This is a genomic window from Cupriavidus sp. DF5525, assembly GCF_040149425.2.
In the GTDB taxonomy this organism is placed as follows: domain Bacteria; phylum Pseudomonadota; class Gammaproteobacteria; order Burkholderiales; family Burkholderiaceae; genus Cupriavidus; species Cupriavidus pickettii_A.
This window is the reverse complement of sequence record NZ_CP168266.1, coordinates 908104-923141: the sequence shown is the minus strand read 5'-3', so window position 1 is coordinate 923141 and position 15038 is coordinate 908104. Positions and strand designations below refer to the sequence as shown.

Genomic DNA, 15038 nt, shown 5'->3' with positions numbered 1-15038 from the left:
TTGCAGCCAACGACAACGGCCCGCATGAAGCGGGCCGTTGTCGATTTTGCTGCTGTTGCCGCTTTCGGCTGCGTGCCTCAGGCCGCGCGCGGACGCAGCGGCAGAACGTTGGCGGCGCGCCGCATCAGCACGCGCGTGTCCTTCCAGCCGGCATCGGCCAGCGGCGAGCCCCACACCAGTTCATGCAGGCGCGCCAGCGCGAACGGGTTGCCCAGCAGCATATGCTTCTGCGCCGGGGTCAGCGCGCGCGGCCCATGGGTCAGCGCATGCACGACCAGCCCCTCGTGGCGCTTCCGTGCCGAATCCGGCTGGATGGTGCGCGGCGTGGCGGTCGCGCACATCAGTGCGTTGGTGACCGGGTCGACCACGGCATCGACAAAGTCCGGCGTCTCCGCGGCATTCTCAACATGCTGCTGCGTCTCGACGATCTCGCGCGGAACCAGCGTCTCCTCGGGGATCATGAACAGCCCCGCATTGCGCGAGGCACGTCCGAACGACACCCGCGACAACATCACCGACAGCGGGATCGACAGCGCCAGCGAGCCGACGATTGGCAGCAGCCACAGCACGTAGGACGGGTTCAGCCAGTACACCAGCCCGCCCCATGCCAGCCCCAGCGCGGTATGCCAGCCGTGGCGGCGGAAGGCCTCGCCCCAGGACGTCTCCGCGTCTTCACGCGGCGGCGACTTCCACGAGATGCCCCATCCGCTGTACGCCGCGATCACGAACTTGGTGTGGAACAGCATGCGCGTAGGCGCCAGCAGCGCGGACAGCAGCACCTCGATCAGCATGCTGGCGAACAGCTGCACCGCGCCACCGTAGCGCCGCGCCTGCTTCATCAGCAGCACCACGCTGGCCAGCTTGGGCAGGAACAGCAGCGTCGCGGTGGCGGAGAACAGCGCCAGCGCCTTTTCGGGATGCCACTCGGGCCAGGTCGGGAACAACTGGTACTGCTGCGTGAAGTACTCCGGCGGCACCAGCGCGTGCTTGGCCAGCATCGCGGTGGACAGCAGCAGGAACAGCAGCCACAGCGGCGCCGACAGGTAGGCCATGATGCCGGTCAGGAACACCGCGCGGTGCACCACGTGGAAACCCTGCTTGAGCCACAGCCGGAAGTTCATCAGGTTGCCCTGGCACCAGCGGCGGTCGCGCTTGACCTCGTCCAGCAGGTTTGGCGGCAGTTCTTCGTACGAGCCTTCCAGGTCGTAGGCAATCCACACGCCCCACCCCGCGCGGCGCATCAGCGCGGCTTCGACGAAGTCGTGCGACAGGATCTCGCCCGAGAGCGGGCCACGGCCCGGCAGCGGCGCCAGCGCGCAATGCTCGATGAACGGCTTGACGCGGATGATGGCGTTGTGGCCCCAGTAGTGCGATTCACCGAGCTGCCAGTAGTGCAGCCCCGCGGTAAACAGCGGCCCGTACACGCGCGTGGCGAACTGCTGCACGCGCGCATAGAGCGTTTCGCGGCCCACCGCCAGCGGCGCGGTCTGGATGATGCCGGCGCCGGGGTTGGCTTCCATCAGCCGCACCAGCGTGGCCAGGCAGTCGCCGCTCATCACGCTGTCGGCATCGAGCACCACCATGTAGCGGTACTTGCTGCCCCAGCGGCGGCAGAAGTCGGCCACGTTGCCGGTCTTGCGCTTCACGCGGTGGCGGCGCCAGCGGTAGAAGATGCGGCCGAAGCCGCCGACCGCGCGGCACAGTTCCATCCACGCATCGTGCTCGGCGGTGCGCAGGTCGGGGTTGCCGCTGTCCGACAGCACGATGAAATCGAAGTTGGCCAGGTGGCTGGTGCGCGCCATCGATTCATAAGTGGCGCGCAAGCCCGCGAACACGCGGGTCACGTCCTCATTGCAGATCGGCATGATGATCGCGGTGCGCGCCTCGGGCGCGAGCGGCCCGTCAGGCGCGGCCGAGCGCGAGATCAGGTGGCGGTCGCCGCCCTTGGCCAGCACAAGGAAGCCCATCATCGCCGTCCAGAAACCGGCTGACACCCACGAGAACAGGATGGCGAACAGCCCCAGGACCGCGATCTCGAGCGGGTCGGCGCCGTGGTACGGCAGCACGCTGGTCATGAAGTACGTGGCCAGCACGGTCTGGATCACGACCAGGCCCAGCAGGAACCAGCGGCGGTGCGAGCCCGCCGGGTGCCACTTGCCTTCGGCATCGGGGCCGTCGTGCAGGGTGTCCCAGGTCTCGGGCACCGGCGGGCGGCCCAGCATGCGGCGCCAGGTATTGCGCAGCCAGCCGGTGACGATATGCGGCGGCCACTGGCGCGGCACCATCGAACTGCGCTCGGGCTCGGGGCCGGTGTCGACCTTGACGGTGCCGTCTTCGCGCCGCTGCAGCAGCGATTCGCCGCCTACCTGCGGATTGCCGTACGCCATCGTGAAACGGCGGCCAACGGAGGCGTAGGCGCTGCCGCCCTGCGCGGCCGGCGTGTCCTTGGCCGCAAGGCGCGACTGCAGGCGCGCGATCGCGTCCTGCGCGTCGCGGCCGTCCGGAGTGACGGATATCACGGGGGCACCGGATGCCACGGGTGTCAGGGGTGCGGCAGGCGTGGCCGCGGCGCTTGGGCCGTCTGCCAGCAGTTCGCTGCGCACTTCAGGCGATACGGGCAGGCGGTCGACATAGCGCTCGCATGCCGCCGCCTGGGCCGGTCGCTGCTTTAGCCGGGGGGTAAGATGTAGCTCCACGTCTCGGATAGGGTTGTATTGCCGTTGCGAAGATAGCCGCGCAACTCTACCGGCTTGGTTTCGTCCTTGCGTCGCATCACCATGGTCATGCGCCAGCCGCCGGTCGCCTCATTGCGTTGCACCGACGTCTTCAGCAATTCACCGTTGGCATCGGCCGAAACCACCGGGTCGATGCGAACGTCAGCCGGCAGCCTGCGGAAGGACGGGCCTTCGAAGTCCACCACCAGCGAAAAGCTCATGTCCTCCTTGTTGCGGGTCTGGCCCTGGCCCAGACGGGTCTGGGTCACCCACGACAGCGGCGGCTGTTGTTCGCCGTCCTTTTGCCACAGCAGCCGGTATTCATAGTCGAAGGGTTGCTTCGGCTTGGGCGGGTTGTCCGGCACCCAGTACGCGACGATGTTGTCGTTGGTCTCGTCCGGCGTCGGGATCAGCACCAGCTCCACCCGGCCCGAGCCCCAGTTGCCGCGCGGCTGCACCCAGCCGCTGGGCCGGCGCTCGTACCACGCGCCGAGTTCCTGGTAGCTGTTGAAGCTGCGGTCGCGCTGCATCAGCCCGAAGCCCTGCGGGTTGGTCGCCGCGAAGGACGTCACCAGCAGCCGCTTGGGATTGACCAGCGGGCGCCACACCCATTCGCCCGTGCCCAGGTGGATCGACAGGCCGTCCGAGTCATGCACCTCGGGCCGGAAGTCCTGCGCCGGCGACGGCTGGTTTTCGCCGTACAGGTACATGCTGGTCAGCGGCGCCAGCCCCAGCTTGGTCACGTTCTCGCGCAGGTACAGGCGCGACTTGACCTCCATCGCGGTCTCCTCACCGGGCTTGATGGTGAAGCGGTACGCGCCGCTCATGCGGCGCGAATCCATCAGCGCGTAGATCGTGATCTCCTTGGCATTGGCCGCGGGGCGTTCGATCCAGTATTCGACGAAGCGCGGGAACTCCTCGCCCGAATTGAGCGCGGTGTCCACCGCCAACCCCCGCGCCGACAGCCCATACCACTGGTCCTTGCCGAGCGCGCGGAAATAGCTCGCGCCGAGGAACGACGCCAGCTCGTCCTTGCGCTTGCCGTTGAGCGGATAGAGGATGCGGAAGCCCGCGAAGCCCAGCGTCTTGAGCTTGGCGGCATCCACCTTGTGCGGGCCGTAGTTGAACGCAGAGGGGTCGAAGCGGAACTCGCGCACGCTGTTGCCCACCACTTCATGGATGCGCACTGGCTGGTCGAACACCATGCCCTCGTGGAAGAACGACAACTCGAACGGCGAGCGCGTGCCGCGCCAGGCGAAACGTTCGGGCTTGTATTCGATTTCACGGTAGCGTTCGTAGGACAGCTCGCGCAACTCGCGCGGCAGGTTCTGCGGGGGCGCCTTGTACGGCGATGCCGCCAGCTGGCGCGCGCGCGCCGCCACGGTGTCGAAGTCGAACGCATGCGCGGCCATGGCGCACAGCGCCAGCGCGCCACCGCCAAGCCATGCCGCAATCCGCAAGCCTGCGCGCTGCGCGCGGTGGCGGGCGCCCGGGCCGGCGGTGATTGCGCGAGCGGGCCGGGATAGCGTTGCGGACAGGTGTGGCGTGGCGGTCTGTGACATGTATGCCAGGGTGAGCGGTTAAATCGGGGTGACCGGCATCGGCGGTCGGAACGAAGGACGGCACAGCAAGAGACGGACCCGGCGCGAAGTGGCGTGGCCCGGACACGAAGCGAACGGCCCGTGGGGTATGTGTCTGGTTTGTTGCGATGCGCAATAGACCATAACAATTCGAGACGCCAAAGTCACGTTTCGATCACGCAAGGTTTGAAACAAATTGTTCACCAGGTTGCCCGAAAGCCGCTCCAGGCAAGGCTTTGCGGGCGTTGGGGTCACACGGCCACCCACCCGGCGTAGGCAATGCTTGCCGGCCCCTCACAATTCGCTGGATATCCGGGTCCGCCGCCCGGCGGACCCCTTAATACAGTGTTACTTTTTGGCCCCTTCCGAATACGTATCGAACTTGCCACTCCTGGCGCCGTCGGAATACGTATCGAACTTGCCGCTCTTCATGCCGCCCTGGCTGTAGGAGTCGAAGGACTTCTGCGCACCGTCCTGAATCGGCTCCAGCTGGTCAGGTCGCGCACCCGGATTCAGCGAGGTCACGTTGTCGCTTTTTGCGCCATCCGAGTACGGGCTGAATTTGTCCTGCTTGGCGCCGTCGGTGTAGGGATTGAACTTGTCGGTCTTGCCCGAGGTCTGGGCGTGCAGCGTGCCGAAGGCGCAGGCAAGCGCCAGGCCGATGGTGAGATAGCGCAGCTTCATGGGATCTCCTCTCGCAGGGATGGCTTGCCATGGCTATATAGAAAGGGGCGCAGCGGCAGCAGTTGCGGCGCGTGAGGGACGGCAAGCGTCGGGGCAACAATCAACGCTAGGTCAGGGCCTTGCATGTGTCAACCACGCGGCGCGGCATGCGCGCTCGCTGCGGCAGCGTAGCCTGCCGTGGTTGCCGTCGTCGGCAGCCCGGCATTCGCTTACAATGCCACCCAAACGCCACCACGAAGCCATAAAGGAATCGTCATGCTGCCTCGGCCCACACAACATACCGCACGCCCAGCCCAGCGTGCCGCCATCGCCGGCGCGCTGGGTGCCACCCTGCTGCTCGCCATGACCGCGCCCGCGCAGGCGTACTTCGACAACTACCTGAGCGGCACCATCATCGGCACGATGAACGAAAAGGAAGGCACGTCGTTTGCCAAGTCGGTGCGCAAGGCGCTGAACGATACCGCCGACGGCCAGGCCGTCGAATGGACCTACCCGGCCGCGGGACGGCGCCAGCAGATCGACGGCACCATCACACCCATCGAAAGCAAGACCGACAAGGGCCAGCCGTGCCGGCGCGTGAAGTCCGACCTCAAGCGCGGCAGCGCCGAGGAACACTGGAACGGCTGGTTCTGCAAGCAGCCCAGCGGGCAATGGAAGTCACGGCACGTCGGTGACTAAGCCGCGCTGATCCGGCACGTCGCGGCGCACGTGTCATGTTGTCTGCGACGGTGACCGGTGCGGATGCGCCGCCGGATCGATGTCCGGCGCGCCCGGCCGCTCGTACCACTTGGCCTCCGGCACATAGACCGTCTTTTCCGGCTGTGCCATGAAATGCGGCGACATGATCTGCACGCCGTGCGCATTGAACTGGTCCTGGATCGCCGCATGCAGCGCCGACAGCGCGAAGAAGCGGTTGCGCGGCTGGTCCAGCGCGGCGAACAGTTCGTACTCGACGTAGAAATCCGACAGCCCGCGCTGCAGTACATACGGCGTGGGCGACGGCGCCAAGTGCGTGGCCTCGGCGGCGGCCGCGAGCAGCATGGCATGGACCTGCCGCCACGGCGTGTCGTAGCCGATGGTGACCGAGGTCGAGATCATCGCCGCCTGCCAGCCCTCGTGCGCTTGCGGATCGCGCACGCTGCCGTGGCGCGTGTAGTTGTGAATGGCGCTGCCGACCACCACCGCATTGGGCAGGGTCACTTCTTCATTGCGCAGGTTGATGACTTTCACTGACAACGCGTCGAGCGAAGCCACGGTGCCGACGGTCTCGCCGATGCTCACCATGTCGCCGCGCCGCAGCGCGCGCGAGTAAACCACCACCATGCCGCTCATCAGCTGGTTGACCACATTGGCCGATCCCAGCGTCACCATAAAGCCGAGCAGCACCGACAGCCCCTTGAACACATCGCTCTCCGAGCCGGGGATATATGGGTAGGCAAAGGTAAAGCCCAGCGCCCAGATCAGCACGGCCGCCACCCGTCGCGTCGCACCTGCGGTTTCGGGGTGCATGCCGGGCACGGTGATCTGGCCCTTCTGCACGGCCTTGAAGATATTCGACACCAGCCGCTGCACCGCGCGCGTGATCAGCAGGATCACCGCCACCGTGACCAGGCCCGGCACTGCCGCCACCATCGACAGGGCGATGCGCGACAGCAGCCCGGCGATAAACGCGCCCATGCGGTCGCCCATCGGCTGCGTCAGCGGAAACTGCTCCAGCGCAAAGTCCAGCCAGGCAAAGGCGAGCACCAGCACCAGGCCGATGGTCAGGATCTGCACGATGCGGCCGATCAAATGGTAGAGCGCGCCGGTCCAGTCGAACTCCGCGCCGGTGCGCTGTTCCAGGTGCCGCTGCAGGGCCACCTGCACCCGGGTACGCAGCGCGATGCCCGCACGCCCCACCCCCCACGCGAGTGCGACGAGCACCGCCAGCCCCAGCGCGCTCAGCGCAGCGCCGCGCAAGAGGTTGGGCCAGTGCAGGTGCGCGCGCCGCGCCTCGACGGCCTGTTGCAGCCCGGCCGCGGCGCGCGTGGCAGCGGCTTCCAGCGTGAGGTTGTCTTCCGGGGACAGGTCCTGCGCGGTGAGCACGAACAGCAGCCAGTCGCCCTGCCGGAACGCGATCATCGGGGCCTCGCCTAAGGTGCCGCTGACCTGGCCAGACGGCAGCGCGAGTTCGGCTTCGGAGAGTTCGTCAAACGCCTGCTGCGCCCGCGCCACGCGCGCAGCCGGGCCGGCGCCTGCAATGCTGGCGCGCAGTGTGGCGACCGGCCGGTCCATCAGCCGCAGCTCGGCCGCGTCGCCGGTGTGTACGACAATCGCCGCCGGCGCTGGGGCGGACACTGAGGCTGGCAATGGGGCTGGCGCCGCCGCCAGGCCGGCATGCGTCCAGCCCATGCAAACCAGCCAGGCCAGTCCGGCCACCCATGCTGCCGCCGTCCGCTGCCACCGCCGCCATGCTGCAAGCGCTGCCATAAACGCTCCCGTCCGAGTTCGCCTTGCCAGCGCGACGGCCACACGCCATGCCTGGCACGATGCCCGCAAGCATAGCGTGGGCCGGTGCATGCGCAAAGCCGGCGCGGCGGGGCCACCGCGTGCGGCAGACGAAAAAAAGGAGGCCGAAGCCTCCGTTCTGATCCGCCTGACACGCCCTCCCCCCGGACGGCACGCATTGCGTGCCACAAGGCTGTCATCTCGCGCAGCGGTGGCGGCCGGCCCGGCCCGCCATCGATGCGTGGCGGCATGGCGGTAAGGGCGCCGCTTGCGTCCCCGCTTGCCGGGGAGCCGTGCGTCCGCCCGCCAGTTTGGCAGCGGCGCTCAGGCGCCTTTCTTCGCCATCGGGTCCTTGGTGCCGGTTGCGTGGCTCTTCTTTTTCTTGGCGCTGGTCTTCTTGGCCTTGGCCTTGCCGCTGTCGGCCTTGGCCGGCGCAGCCTTGGTCGCCGCCGGAGCTGCCGGCGTGGCCGGGGTTGCCGGCGTCTGCGCCATCGCGCCCGCGCCAAACATTGCCATCGACAGCATGACGATCCACTTCTTCATTTCGGTCTCCTCGTGAGCCCCTGCATGTGGGAATGCCTGCAATGACCGGGGCGCATTGTTCTGCGCCCTGTCATCAGCATCAACGAGGATGGTTTGTACGCGGTTGACGGGGACAAACCCTGAGACGATGTACTTGTGCGCCGTGAATCGCCGCCCGGCTCAGCGGCACAGCCGCCGCAGCAGCTCGCCGGCGATCGTGCCCGGCCCGGCCGGCTGGAAGGTACCGTACTGCGGCGCGCGGATCGTATAGAGCGATTCGCCTCGGGCAAAGCGCTTGCTGTACAGCGTCTGCTCGACCACCGCGAACATCGAGTTGGCGCAGTTCAGCACCATGCGCTTGAGCGACGAGCGGATCGGCTCGCCGCTGGCGGTGCGGATCACGCCCGACGGGGAATTGCGCATCACCACCACGCCTACCTCCGTGCCCTGGCGGCGCACGGCGGACTGGTCGAAATAGGAGATCACCCCGTTGGCGCCCATCAGCGGAATCCAGCGCTGCGGGTCAGGCGCGCCCGGATCGGGCGCCACCACCAAGCGGCAGCCTTCCCTGGGAGTGGAGCGGAACACGGTGCCGGCGCCAGGCACCTGGCACTCGTACAGCCCGGCGGCGGCGGCCGGGCGGGAGGCCGGCGCGGCGCTGCCTTCGGCATGCGCCAGCGGTGCAGCCAGCCCGAGCACGCAGCCAGCGAGCGCGGCTGCGTACCCAAAAATGCGGAACGTCATGGAATTGCCCTCGTATTGACGGGAAAAGCGATCCGCATTGTCGCACACGGGTGCCGCATTCCGACACATCCCGATACGTTTTCAGACCGGAACGTGCGGCAGGCACACCGCCGTCAGCCGTGCAATTCCCGCCAGGCCACCAGGTCCTCGATGGTCAGCACCGGCAGCCGGTACATCTCGGCGAAGGCCAGCGCCTCGGGCCGGCGCGCCATGGTGCCGTCCGGGTTCATCAGCTCGCACAGCACCGCGGCCGGCGACAGGCCCGCCATGCGCGCCAGGTCGACCGAGCCCTCGGTATGGCCGCGGCGCTCCAGCACGCCGCCGTCGCGCGCCACCAGCGGGAACACGTGGCCGGGGCTGACGACTGCATCGGTGCCCGCGTCTGCGGCAATGGCGGCGCGAATGGTGGTGATGCGGTCGGCGGCGCTGACGCCGGTGCTGACCCCCTCGCGCGCCTCGATCGAGACCGTGAAGGCCGTGCCGTACTGGCTGCGGTTGTGCTCGACCATGGGCCGCAGGCCCAGCTGGCGCACCTTGCCCGTGGTCAGGCACAGGCAGACGATGCCGCTGCATTCGCGGATCATCATCGCCATGTTGGCGGTGGTGAGGCGCTCGGCGGCGAGGATCAGGTCAGCCTCATTTTCGCGGTCGTCATCGTCGAGCAGCACGACGGGACGGCCTTCGCGCATGGCGTCGAGCGCCTGCGCGATGCGCTCGGCAAGCGCACGCGTATCGGTATCGACGGCAAAGGCCGCGGACACATCGGGATCGACAACTTCGGTGGAATGGCCAGGCATTGAAACGCTCCTTGTTCAGATCATTTGGGCGTTCCAGGGGAAGGGTCGACAGAGTTGCCACGCTGCGCACGGCACGTGCACAGACAGCCCCGCCCTGCGCGCGCGGCGCAAGGCAACGGCAAGGCCGCGGGCCAGGGCAAATGCGCCAGGCCACGCGGGCAAGCTCCGCCCATCTTCTTTCATCCGGACTATGACCGTCGGCCCTGGCCTCTCACCAGGTCTGCTGACCTCGCACGGGAATGCGAGCGCTCGCGGGCTCGCCGGGCACGCATTGCGCACCGCGGCATACCGCCGGTGGGGACTTTCACCCCGCCCTGAAGACGTAACGTACCGGTGCGGCCCTGCGGCCAGCACCGGCCCGCGAATGTTAGCACGATTGAATTTTTCTATTTGCTCTCCGCAGCGCCCCCCTCGGCGCTGCAACGCGCGTCGCCGTGTACTACAAATAGGTTAAGGAGGCTGAGCCTACGCAAGCGGCGCCGTCGCGGCTGCCGGGCCATGCCACGCCTGACAACCACGCAGCATCGTTTCTCCGTGCTTCCCATGCTCCGACAAGATCAAGAAGCCAGGCCAGACCGCCATGCGAGTTGTTCCTCCTTTGACCCCACGCCATCCCCGCGAGCGCAGCCGCGATGGCTGCCGCGACGCCGGGCGCGCCACGCGGCCCTCGCGGCGCTGGTAGCGCTGCCCTTGTGCCTGGGCTCCGCGGCCCGCGCCGCGCCGGCCGTGCAGCTGAACTACGGCTTCGACAATGACCATGATGTACAGAAGGCCGAGGTCGCCCTGCTGTGGGATTCAGGCTGGGCCTGGGGCAATCCGCAGGGCTGGCAGGTTGACCTGCAATGGGAAGTCAATGTCGCGCGCTGGTTCAGCAACAGCGATCACAACCCGAACGACCTGTGGGAGTTCGGCGCCTCGCCGGTGGTGCGCATCGCGTGGTGGCGCCACAACTGGGTGCCGTTCCTGGAACTGTCGGTCGGGCCGCGCCTGCTGACCGGCACGCGTACCTCGGATGACCACGTCATCTCCACCGCCTTCCAGTTCTCGGAATATGCCGGCATCGGCGTGACGGTCGGCAAGGACCGCCGCTTTACCGCGGGCTACCGCTACCAGCACCTGTCCAACGCCGGCATCAAGGACCCCAATCCCGGCACCACCTTCCACGTCATCTACCTGCGCTACCGCTTCTGACGGCGGCACAGTCCGCCTCGCCCAGCGTTTCAAACAGGGCGCGCGTGCCGTCGTCCGCCGGGAAGAAGCATTCGATGCGCAGCTCCTGCAGGGTGATGTCCTGCGGAATGCCGAGCGTGGTCAGCGTCGAGAACAGCGACGCGCGGAACGCGCCTGCGTGCAGTACCACAGGCAGCACCGGCGGCGGCGAGCCCTCGGCGCCGTCGTCCTCGGGCAGCAGCACGCCGCCCGGCCCCACCATGTCGGGATGCCAGGCGGCGATGCGCCGGAAGATCTCGCGCGCGGTCTGGTCGTGGGCCTGCACCTGCAACTCCTGCCAGACGCGCCGCACCAGGTAGCGGCCGACCTGGCGGGCATTCTCGATCATCGGCCACAGGCCCTCGGGATCGAACACGGTCAGCATCAGGTTGATGCGCCGCCGTCCGGCGTTTTCCTCGTCCGACAGCGACGCCGGCGCGCGGCCGTCGAGCAGCGTGTCGAGCATGCGCCGGTAGGCCCCGTTGGCGTCCACCAGGTTCCAGAACCGGTCCAGCACCACGGCCGGGTAAGGCTCCTGCTTGGACAGGATCAGCGTGATCGCCTGCTGCACCATCTGCAGCGGCGGCGAGGCCAGCGCGTGTTCGCTATAGGCCGGGGCAAAGCCGCTGGCCAGCAGCAGCCGGTTGCGCTGGCGCAGCGGCACGCCAAGCCGGTCGGCCAGTGCCAGCACCATTTCGCGGCTGGGGCGTGCGCGGCCGGATTCCAGGAAGGAGATGTGGCGCTGCGACACCCCGGCGGCCAGGGACAGCGCCAGCTGGCTGTAGCCGCGCTTGCCGCGCCAGTAGCGCAGCAGGCCGGGGAAGTCGAGGGTGGCTTCGGAAGCGGGGGTCAGCGTCTCCATGGGATGCATTACAGCATGCACCGCGGCGAATAACCATTACCTGGCAGGTAGTGGCTCCAATTCAGTGGCATGCGGATCGCCGGCCCCCGCCGCGCGCACTGCGTCGATCAGCAGGCGCATGGCCGGCGTGGCGGCACGGCGCCGGCGCACCACGATCCCATAGGGCACCAGCCGCCCGCGCATCGGCACCGGCAGCACTGCCAGCGCGCCCAGCGAGCCGAAGTAGTCCGCGATGGCACCCGGCACGACGGCAATGCGGTCACTGTCCGCCAGCAGCGGCAGCGTGCCCATGATCGACGAGGTCTCGATGATGTCTTCCGGCAGCGGCACGCGGTTGTCGCGGAAGGTCTGGTCGATGATCTGCCACATCGGCACGGCCGCTGGCGGGATGATCCAGGGATAGCCAGCCAGGGAAGCCAGCTTGACGCTGCGCTTGCCTGCCTGCGGATGGCCGGCACGCGCCACGATGGCCAGCGACTCCTCGAACAGAGGCTCGAAGTCGAGATCGTCGGCCATCGTACCCTCGGGGATGCGTCCGATCACCACGTCCAGCGCATCCTGCCGCAGCGCCTGTACCAGCACGTCGCTGGTGTCGACCTGCATCACGATATGCAAATGCGGATAGCGCGCCTTGAGCGCGTTGATGACGCCGGACAGCACCGAAGGCACCGGGGCCAGGATCGAGCCGAGCCGCACCTTGCCCACCTCACCCGCGGCGATGGCGGCAAATTCATCATGCAGGGCATCCAGGTCGGCCAGCACCACGCGCGCGTAGCGGATCAGCGCCTCGCCGAATACCGTCGGCTCGATGCCGCGCGCATGGCGCGTGAACAGCAGCGTGCCGACCACGCTCTCGAGCTCGTGCAATGCCTTGGTGACGGCTGGCTGGGACAGCGCCATCTGTGCGGCGGCGCGCCGCAGCGAGCGGTGCTCGGCCAGGGCCAGGGCCAGGCGCAGATGCCGCATATGCAGGCGTTTGCGCAGCGTGGCAGCGCTGGAGAGGGGGGCGGAGAGGTCTGGCATGGTGGCCGCTCAGGAGGAGCCTCGGCGAAGAGCGGCCTTTATAGCATGCGTGCGGCGGCTGGCAGCGTAGTGGGCGTGTCCGTTGCCGCTGGCTTTCTCCCCTCTCACGCTTGCGGGAACGTCATCATTTGCGCCGGCGCAATGCGATAGAACCTCGCCGCATTCCCGGCCAGCACGCGCTGCCTGGACACAGGATCCGGCAGCGCCTCGCACACCGTGCCGAGGATCGTACCGAAGTCCGCGCTCAGGCCCGAGACCGGCAGGTTGCTGCCGAACATCGCCCGCTCATGCCCGAATATCGCCAGCACCTCGCGCACGATGCGGCGGTTGCCCTGCGCATCCCAGCGCCCGCCGGCCAGCCCGAACTCCGACAGCTTGACCGACACATTGGCGCAATCAGCCAGCGCCTCCATGCCGGCACGCCAGCAAGCCAGGCCCTCCTCCGAGCGATCCAGCGGCAGGCCCGCGTGATTGAGCGCAATGAGCACCCCCGGCAAGGCCGCCGCCACCTGGGCCGCCTCGCGCAAATGCCAGAACGGTACCCGCAGGTCCCACGACAGGCCATGGCGTTCCAGCCGCGCCAGGTCATCCAGCCAGTCCTGGTCCTGCATCGACCCCGGGCGGCCGGCCACCGACTCGCCCGGCGCCGCCGCGGTCAGCGGTTTGCATCGCGTCCCCCTGACCCGCGCGAAGCCAGCCTGGCGCGCCAGCAGTTCGGCGCACCCGGGAGTCCCGAACGGCGCGTAGGCCACCACCGCTGCAGCCATGCCGGGGCGCCAGGCCTGGCGGTGCAGCCACGCGGTCTCGTCGACGGCTTCGCTGCGCTCGCGTTCGGCCTCTACATGCACGGTGGCCAGCACGGTGACGGCGCTGGTGTCATGCGCGTACTGGGCCTCCAGGTAATCGCTGCGCAGGGCCTGGTAATCGCCGAGAAAAAAGGCCTGCGGCCGGTATTCATCCTGCAGCCAGGGATAGCGGCCGCGACCGAGTTGCCACAGGTGGTGGTGCGCGTCGACGATGGCCAGGCCTCGGGGCAGCGCCCCGTTTGCTCCCCGGTTCATCGGCACCGCCCCGGCAAGGTAGCGGCCAGGACGCTGGCCAGTAGCAGCGCGGCGACCAGCAGGTAGACACCGGCGCCCGCGCCGACGCGCTCGATCAGCACGCCCGCCGCGTAAGGGCCGCAGAATCCGCCCAGGTTGCCGAGCGCATTGATCACGCCGCGCGCCACGCCCGCGTGCTCGGCGGCCAGCAGCCGCGGTGGCAGGGTCCAGAACACCCCCGCTGCGGACTGCAGGAAGAAGCCACTGCCGACCAGCAGGCCATAGGACAGCCAGGTATTGTCGTGCCACCAGACCGAACCGGCCAGGCAGGCGGCGAAACCCAGCAGCGGCCAGACCACGAAAGCCTTGCGCCGGCCGGTGCGGTCGGACAGCGAGGAGATCGCGAGGATGCCGGCCATGGTGCCCAGATATGGCAGCACGGCCAGCATGCCGACCTGCCCCATGCCGCCTCCGGTCAGGCCCTTCAGGATGGTGGGCAGCCACAGCGTGTAGCCGTAGATCCCCATCTGGTAGAGAAAATTGACGGCGATCAGGCGCCAGATCACGTCCTGCGACAGGATGTGCGCCAACACCGCCCGCGTGCCGCCGGCACCCTGCCCCACGTCCGCGCCAGCGGCGGCCGCCTGCTGCTCTTCCTCGCGCAGGCGGGCCAGCAGATAAGCCTTCTCTTCGGCCGAAATCCAGCGCGCCTGCTCCGGCCGGTCACAGGCCAGCTTCCACCACACCCCGAGGCAGGCCAGCGAAATCAGGCCTTCCACGATAAACAGCCAGCGCCAGTCGAGCGCCGCGATCACCAGGCCCGACAGCGGCGCGGTGATGATGCCGGCGATCGGCACGAACAGGATCACCAGGGCGTTGGCGCGTCCGCGTTCGTGATCGGGAAACCAGTTGCCGACCATGGTCAGCACCACCGGCAGCATGCCGCCCTCGGCCACCCCCAGCGCAAAGCGCAGAATCAGCAGTTCGGCCTCGTTGCGCACCAGTCCGGTCAGCACGGAAATGACGGCCCAGGCCAGCATCGACCAGGCGATGAAATTGCGCCCGCTGCCGCGCACGGCCAGCTTGCCGCCGGGAATCTGCAGGAAGAGATAGCCGACAAAGAAAATGCCGCCGGCCAGGCCGGCCATGCTGGCGCCGATGCCGAGCGCGTCGCCCATCCCGCCCGGCATCGCGAAGGCGATATTGACGCGATCCATGTACGAGACGATGCAGACCATCAGGATCGGCGGGATGATGCGCCACCAGCGCTGGGCCGGAATGCTGGCGGCACCGGTAACGGGTGCCGCATCGATGGCGACGGACGTGCCGGCGCCGGCTTGGTCCAAGCCTTTCATATTCTGTCTCCGTACTGATTT

The 15038-nt window shown here is 68.0% G+C and carries 13 protein-coding genes and 1 riboswitch; of the genes, 2 read left to right on the top strand and 11 right to left on the bottom strand.

Annotated features, from left to right (window positions below; genetic code table 11):
• Window positions 1-77 precede the first annotated feature (77 nt).
• The 3 genes from mdoH to ABNX08_RS25445 all read right to left on the bottom strand — a co-directional run bounded on the left by mdoH (window position 78) and on the right by ABNX08_RS25445 (window position 4978).
• Complete coding sequence (gene mdoH, locus ABNX08_RS25455) at window positions 78-2696, bottom strand: glucans biosynthesis glucosyltransferase MdoH (protein ID WP_022538467.1); 2619 nt, start codon at window positions 2694-2696, stop codon at window positions 78-80.
• Entirely contained in the window at window positions 2669-4276 is a 1608-nt protein-coding gene (locus ABNX08_RS25450; protein WP_022538466.1) for a glucan biosynthesis protein G, read from the bottom strand. The genes mdoH and ABNX08_RS25450 overlap by 28 nt, the downstream gene beginning before the upstream one ends.
• Window positions 4277-4642: 366 nt before the next feature.
• The gene (locus ABNX08_RS25445) at window positions 4643-4978 is read right to left on the bottom strand and encodes a hypothetical protein (RefSeq protein ID WP_022538465.1); all 336 of its coding nucleotides are present in this window, start codon (window positions 4976-4978) and stop codon (window positions 4643-4645) included.
• Window positions 4979-5233: 255 nt separating this feature from the next.
• Between ABNX08_RS25445 and ABNX08_RS25440 the strand changes: the two genes are divergently transcribed.
• Window positions 5234-5656 (top strand): RT0821/Lpp0805 family surface protein, encoded by a 423-nt coding sequence (locus tag ABNX08_RS25440; RefSeq protein ID WP_022538464.1) that lies wholly within the window; start codon window positions 5234-5236, stop codon window positions 5654-5656.
• A 33-nt stretch (window positions 5657-5689) separates the two neighbouring features.
• Here ABNX08_RS25440 and ABNX08_RS25435 read toward each other — a convergent pair whose 3' ends face one another.
• From ABNX08_RS25435 to ribB, 4 genes are all read right to left on the bottom strand, one after another.
• Window positions 5690-7447 (bottom strand): mechanosensitive ion channel domain-containing protein, encoded by a 1758-nt coding sequence (locus ABNX08_RS25435; protein ID WP_041681761.1) that lies wholly within the window; start codon window positions 7445-7447, stop codon window positions 5690-5692.
• Between the two features lie 342 nt (window positions 7448-7789).
• On the bottom strand, window positions 7790-8008 hold the full coding sequence (locus ABNX08_RS25430) for a hypothetical protein (protein WP_022538462.1): 219 nt from the start codon (window positions 8006-8008) through the stop codon (window positions 7790-7792).
• Window positions 8009-8167: 159 nt separating this feature from the next.
• On the bottom strand, window positions 8168-8731 hold the full coding sequence (locus ABNX08_RS25425) for a surface-adhesin E family protein (protein WP_041682052.1): 564 nt from the start codon (window positions 8729-8731) through the stop codon (window positions 8168-8170).
• A 113-nt stretch (window positions 8732-8844) separates the two neighbouring features.
• Complete coding sequence (gene ribB / locus ABNX08_RS25420; RefSeq protein ID WP_022538460.1) at window positions 8845-9528, bottom strand: 3,4-dihydroxy-2-butanone-4-phosphate synthase; 684 nt, start codon at window positions 9526-9528, stop codon at window positions 8845-8847.
• A 167-nt stretch (window positions 9529-9695) separates the two neighbouring features.
• A riboswitch (FMN riboswitch) is annotated at window positions 9696-9854 on the bottom strand.
• A 364-nt stretch (window positions 9855-10218) separates the two neighbouring features.
• Between ribB and ABNX08_RS25415 the strand changes: the two genes are divergently transcribed.
• Complete coding sequence (locus tag ABNX08_RS25415) at window positions 10219-10719, top strand: acyloxyacyl hydrolase (protein ID WP_374063713.1); 501 nt, start codon at window positions 10219-10221, stop codon at window positions 10717-10719.
• On the opposite strand, the gene ABNX08_RS25410 is transcribed toward ABNX08_RS25415, so the two are convergent.
• The 4 genes from ABNX08_RS25410 to ABNX08_RS25395 form a co-directional block, all read right to left on the bottom strand.
• Window positions 10694-11599, bottom strand: coding sequence for a helix-turn-helix domain-containing protein (locus ABNX08_RS25410; RefSeq protein WP_022538458.1), 906 nt, complete (start codon window positions 11597-11599; stop codon window positions 10694-10696). The two genes, ABNX08_RS25415 and ABNX08_RS25410, sit on opposite strands and share 26 nt — an antisense overlap.
• Before the next feature lie 36 nt (window positions 11600-11635).
• A complete protein-coding gene (locus tag ABNX08_RS25405) occupies window positions 11636-12622 on the bottom strand; it encodes a LysR family transcriptional regulator (protein ID WP_022538457.1) in 987 nt (328 codons plus the stop codon).
• 104 nt (window positions 12623-12726) lie between these two features.
• A complete protein-coding gene (locus ABNX08_RS25400; protein WP_022538456.1) occupies window positions 12727-13683 on the bottom strand; it encodes an amidohydrolase in 957 nt (318 codons plus the stop codon).
• The gene (locus ABNX08_RS25395; protein ID WP_022538455.1) at window positions 13680-15017 is read right to left on the bottom strand and encodes an MFS transporter; all 1338 of its coding nucleotides are present in this window, start codon (window positions 15015-15017) and stop codon (window positions 13680-13682) included. The genes ABNX08_RS25400 and ABNX08_RS25395 overlap by 4 nt, the downstream gene beginning before the upstream one ends.
• Between the last annotated feature and the right edge of the window lie 21 nt (window positions 15018-15038).

Coding starts and splice junctions, on each gene's coding strand:
- ABNX08_RS25450 (WP_022538466.1), bottom strand. CDS start 4,276: ATGTCACAGACCGCCACGCCACACCTGTCCGCAACGCTATCCCGGCCC.
- ABNX08_RS25445 (WP_022538465.1), bottom strand. CDS start 4,978: ATGAAGCTGCGCTATCTCACCATCGGCCTGGCGCTTGCCTGCGCCTTC.
- ABNX08_RS25440 (WP_022538464.1), top strand. CDS start 5,234: ATGCTGCCTCGGCCCACACAACATACCGCACGCCCAGCCCAGCGTGCC.
- ABNX08_RS25435 (WP_041681761.1), bottom strand. CDS start 7,447: ATGGCAGCGCTTGCAGCATGGCGGCGGTGGCAGCGGACGGCGGCAGCA.
- ABNX08_RS25430 (WP_022538462.1), bottom strand. CDS start 8,008: ATGAAGAAGTGGATCGTCATGCTGTCGATGGCAATGTTTGGCGCGGGC.
- ABNX08_RS25425 (WP_041682052.1), bottom strand. CDS start 8,731: ATGACGTTCCGCATTTTTGGGTACGCAGCCGCGCTCGCTGGCTGCGTG.
- ribB (WP_022538460.1), bottom strand. CDS start 9,528: ATGCCTGGCCATTCCACCGAAGTTGTCGATCCCGATGTGTCCGCGGCC.
- ABNX08_RS25410 (WP_022538458.1), bottom strand. CDS start 11,599: ATGGAGACGCTGACCCCCGCTTCCGAAGCCACCCTCGACTTCCCCGGC.
- ABNX08_RS25405 (WP_022538457.1), bottom strand. CDS start 12,622: ATGCCAGACCTCTCCGCCCCCCTCTCCAGCGCTGCCACGCTGCGCAAA.
- ABNX08_RS25400 (WP_022538456.1), bottom strand. CDS start 13,683: ATGAACCGGGGAGCAAACGGGGCGCTGCCCCGAGGCCTGGCCATCGTC.
- ABNX08_RS25395 (WP_022538455.1), bottom strand. CDS start 15,017: ATGAAAGGCTTGGACCAAGCCGGCGCCGGCACGTCCGTCGCCATCGAT.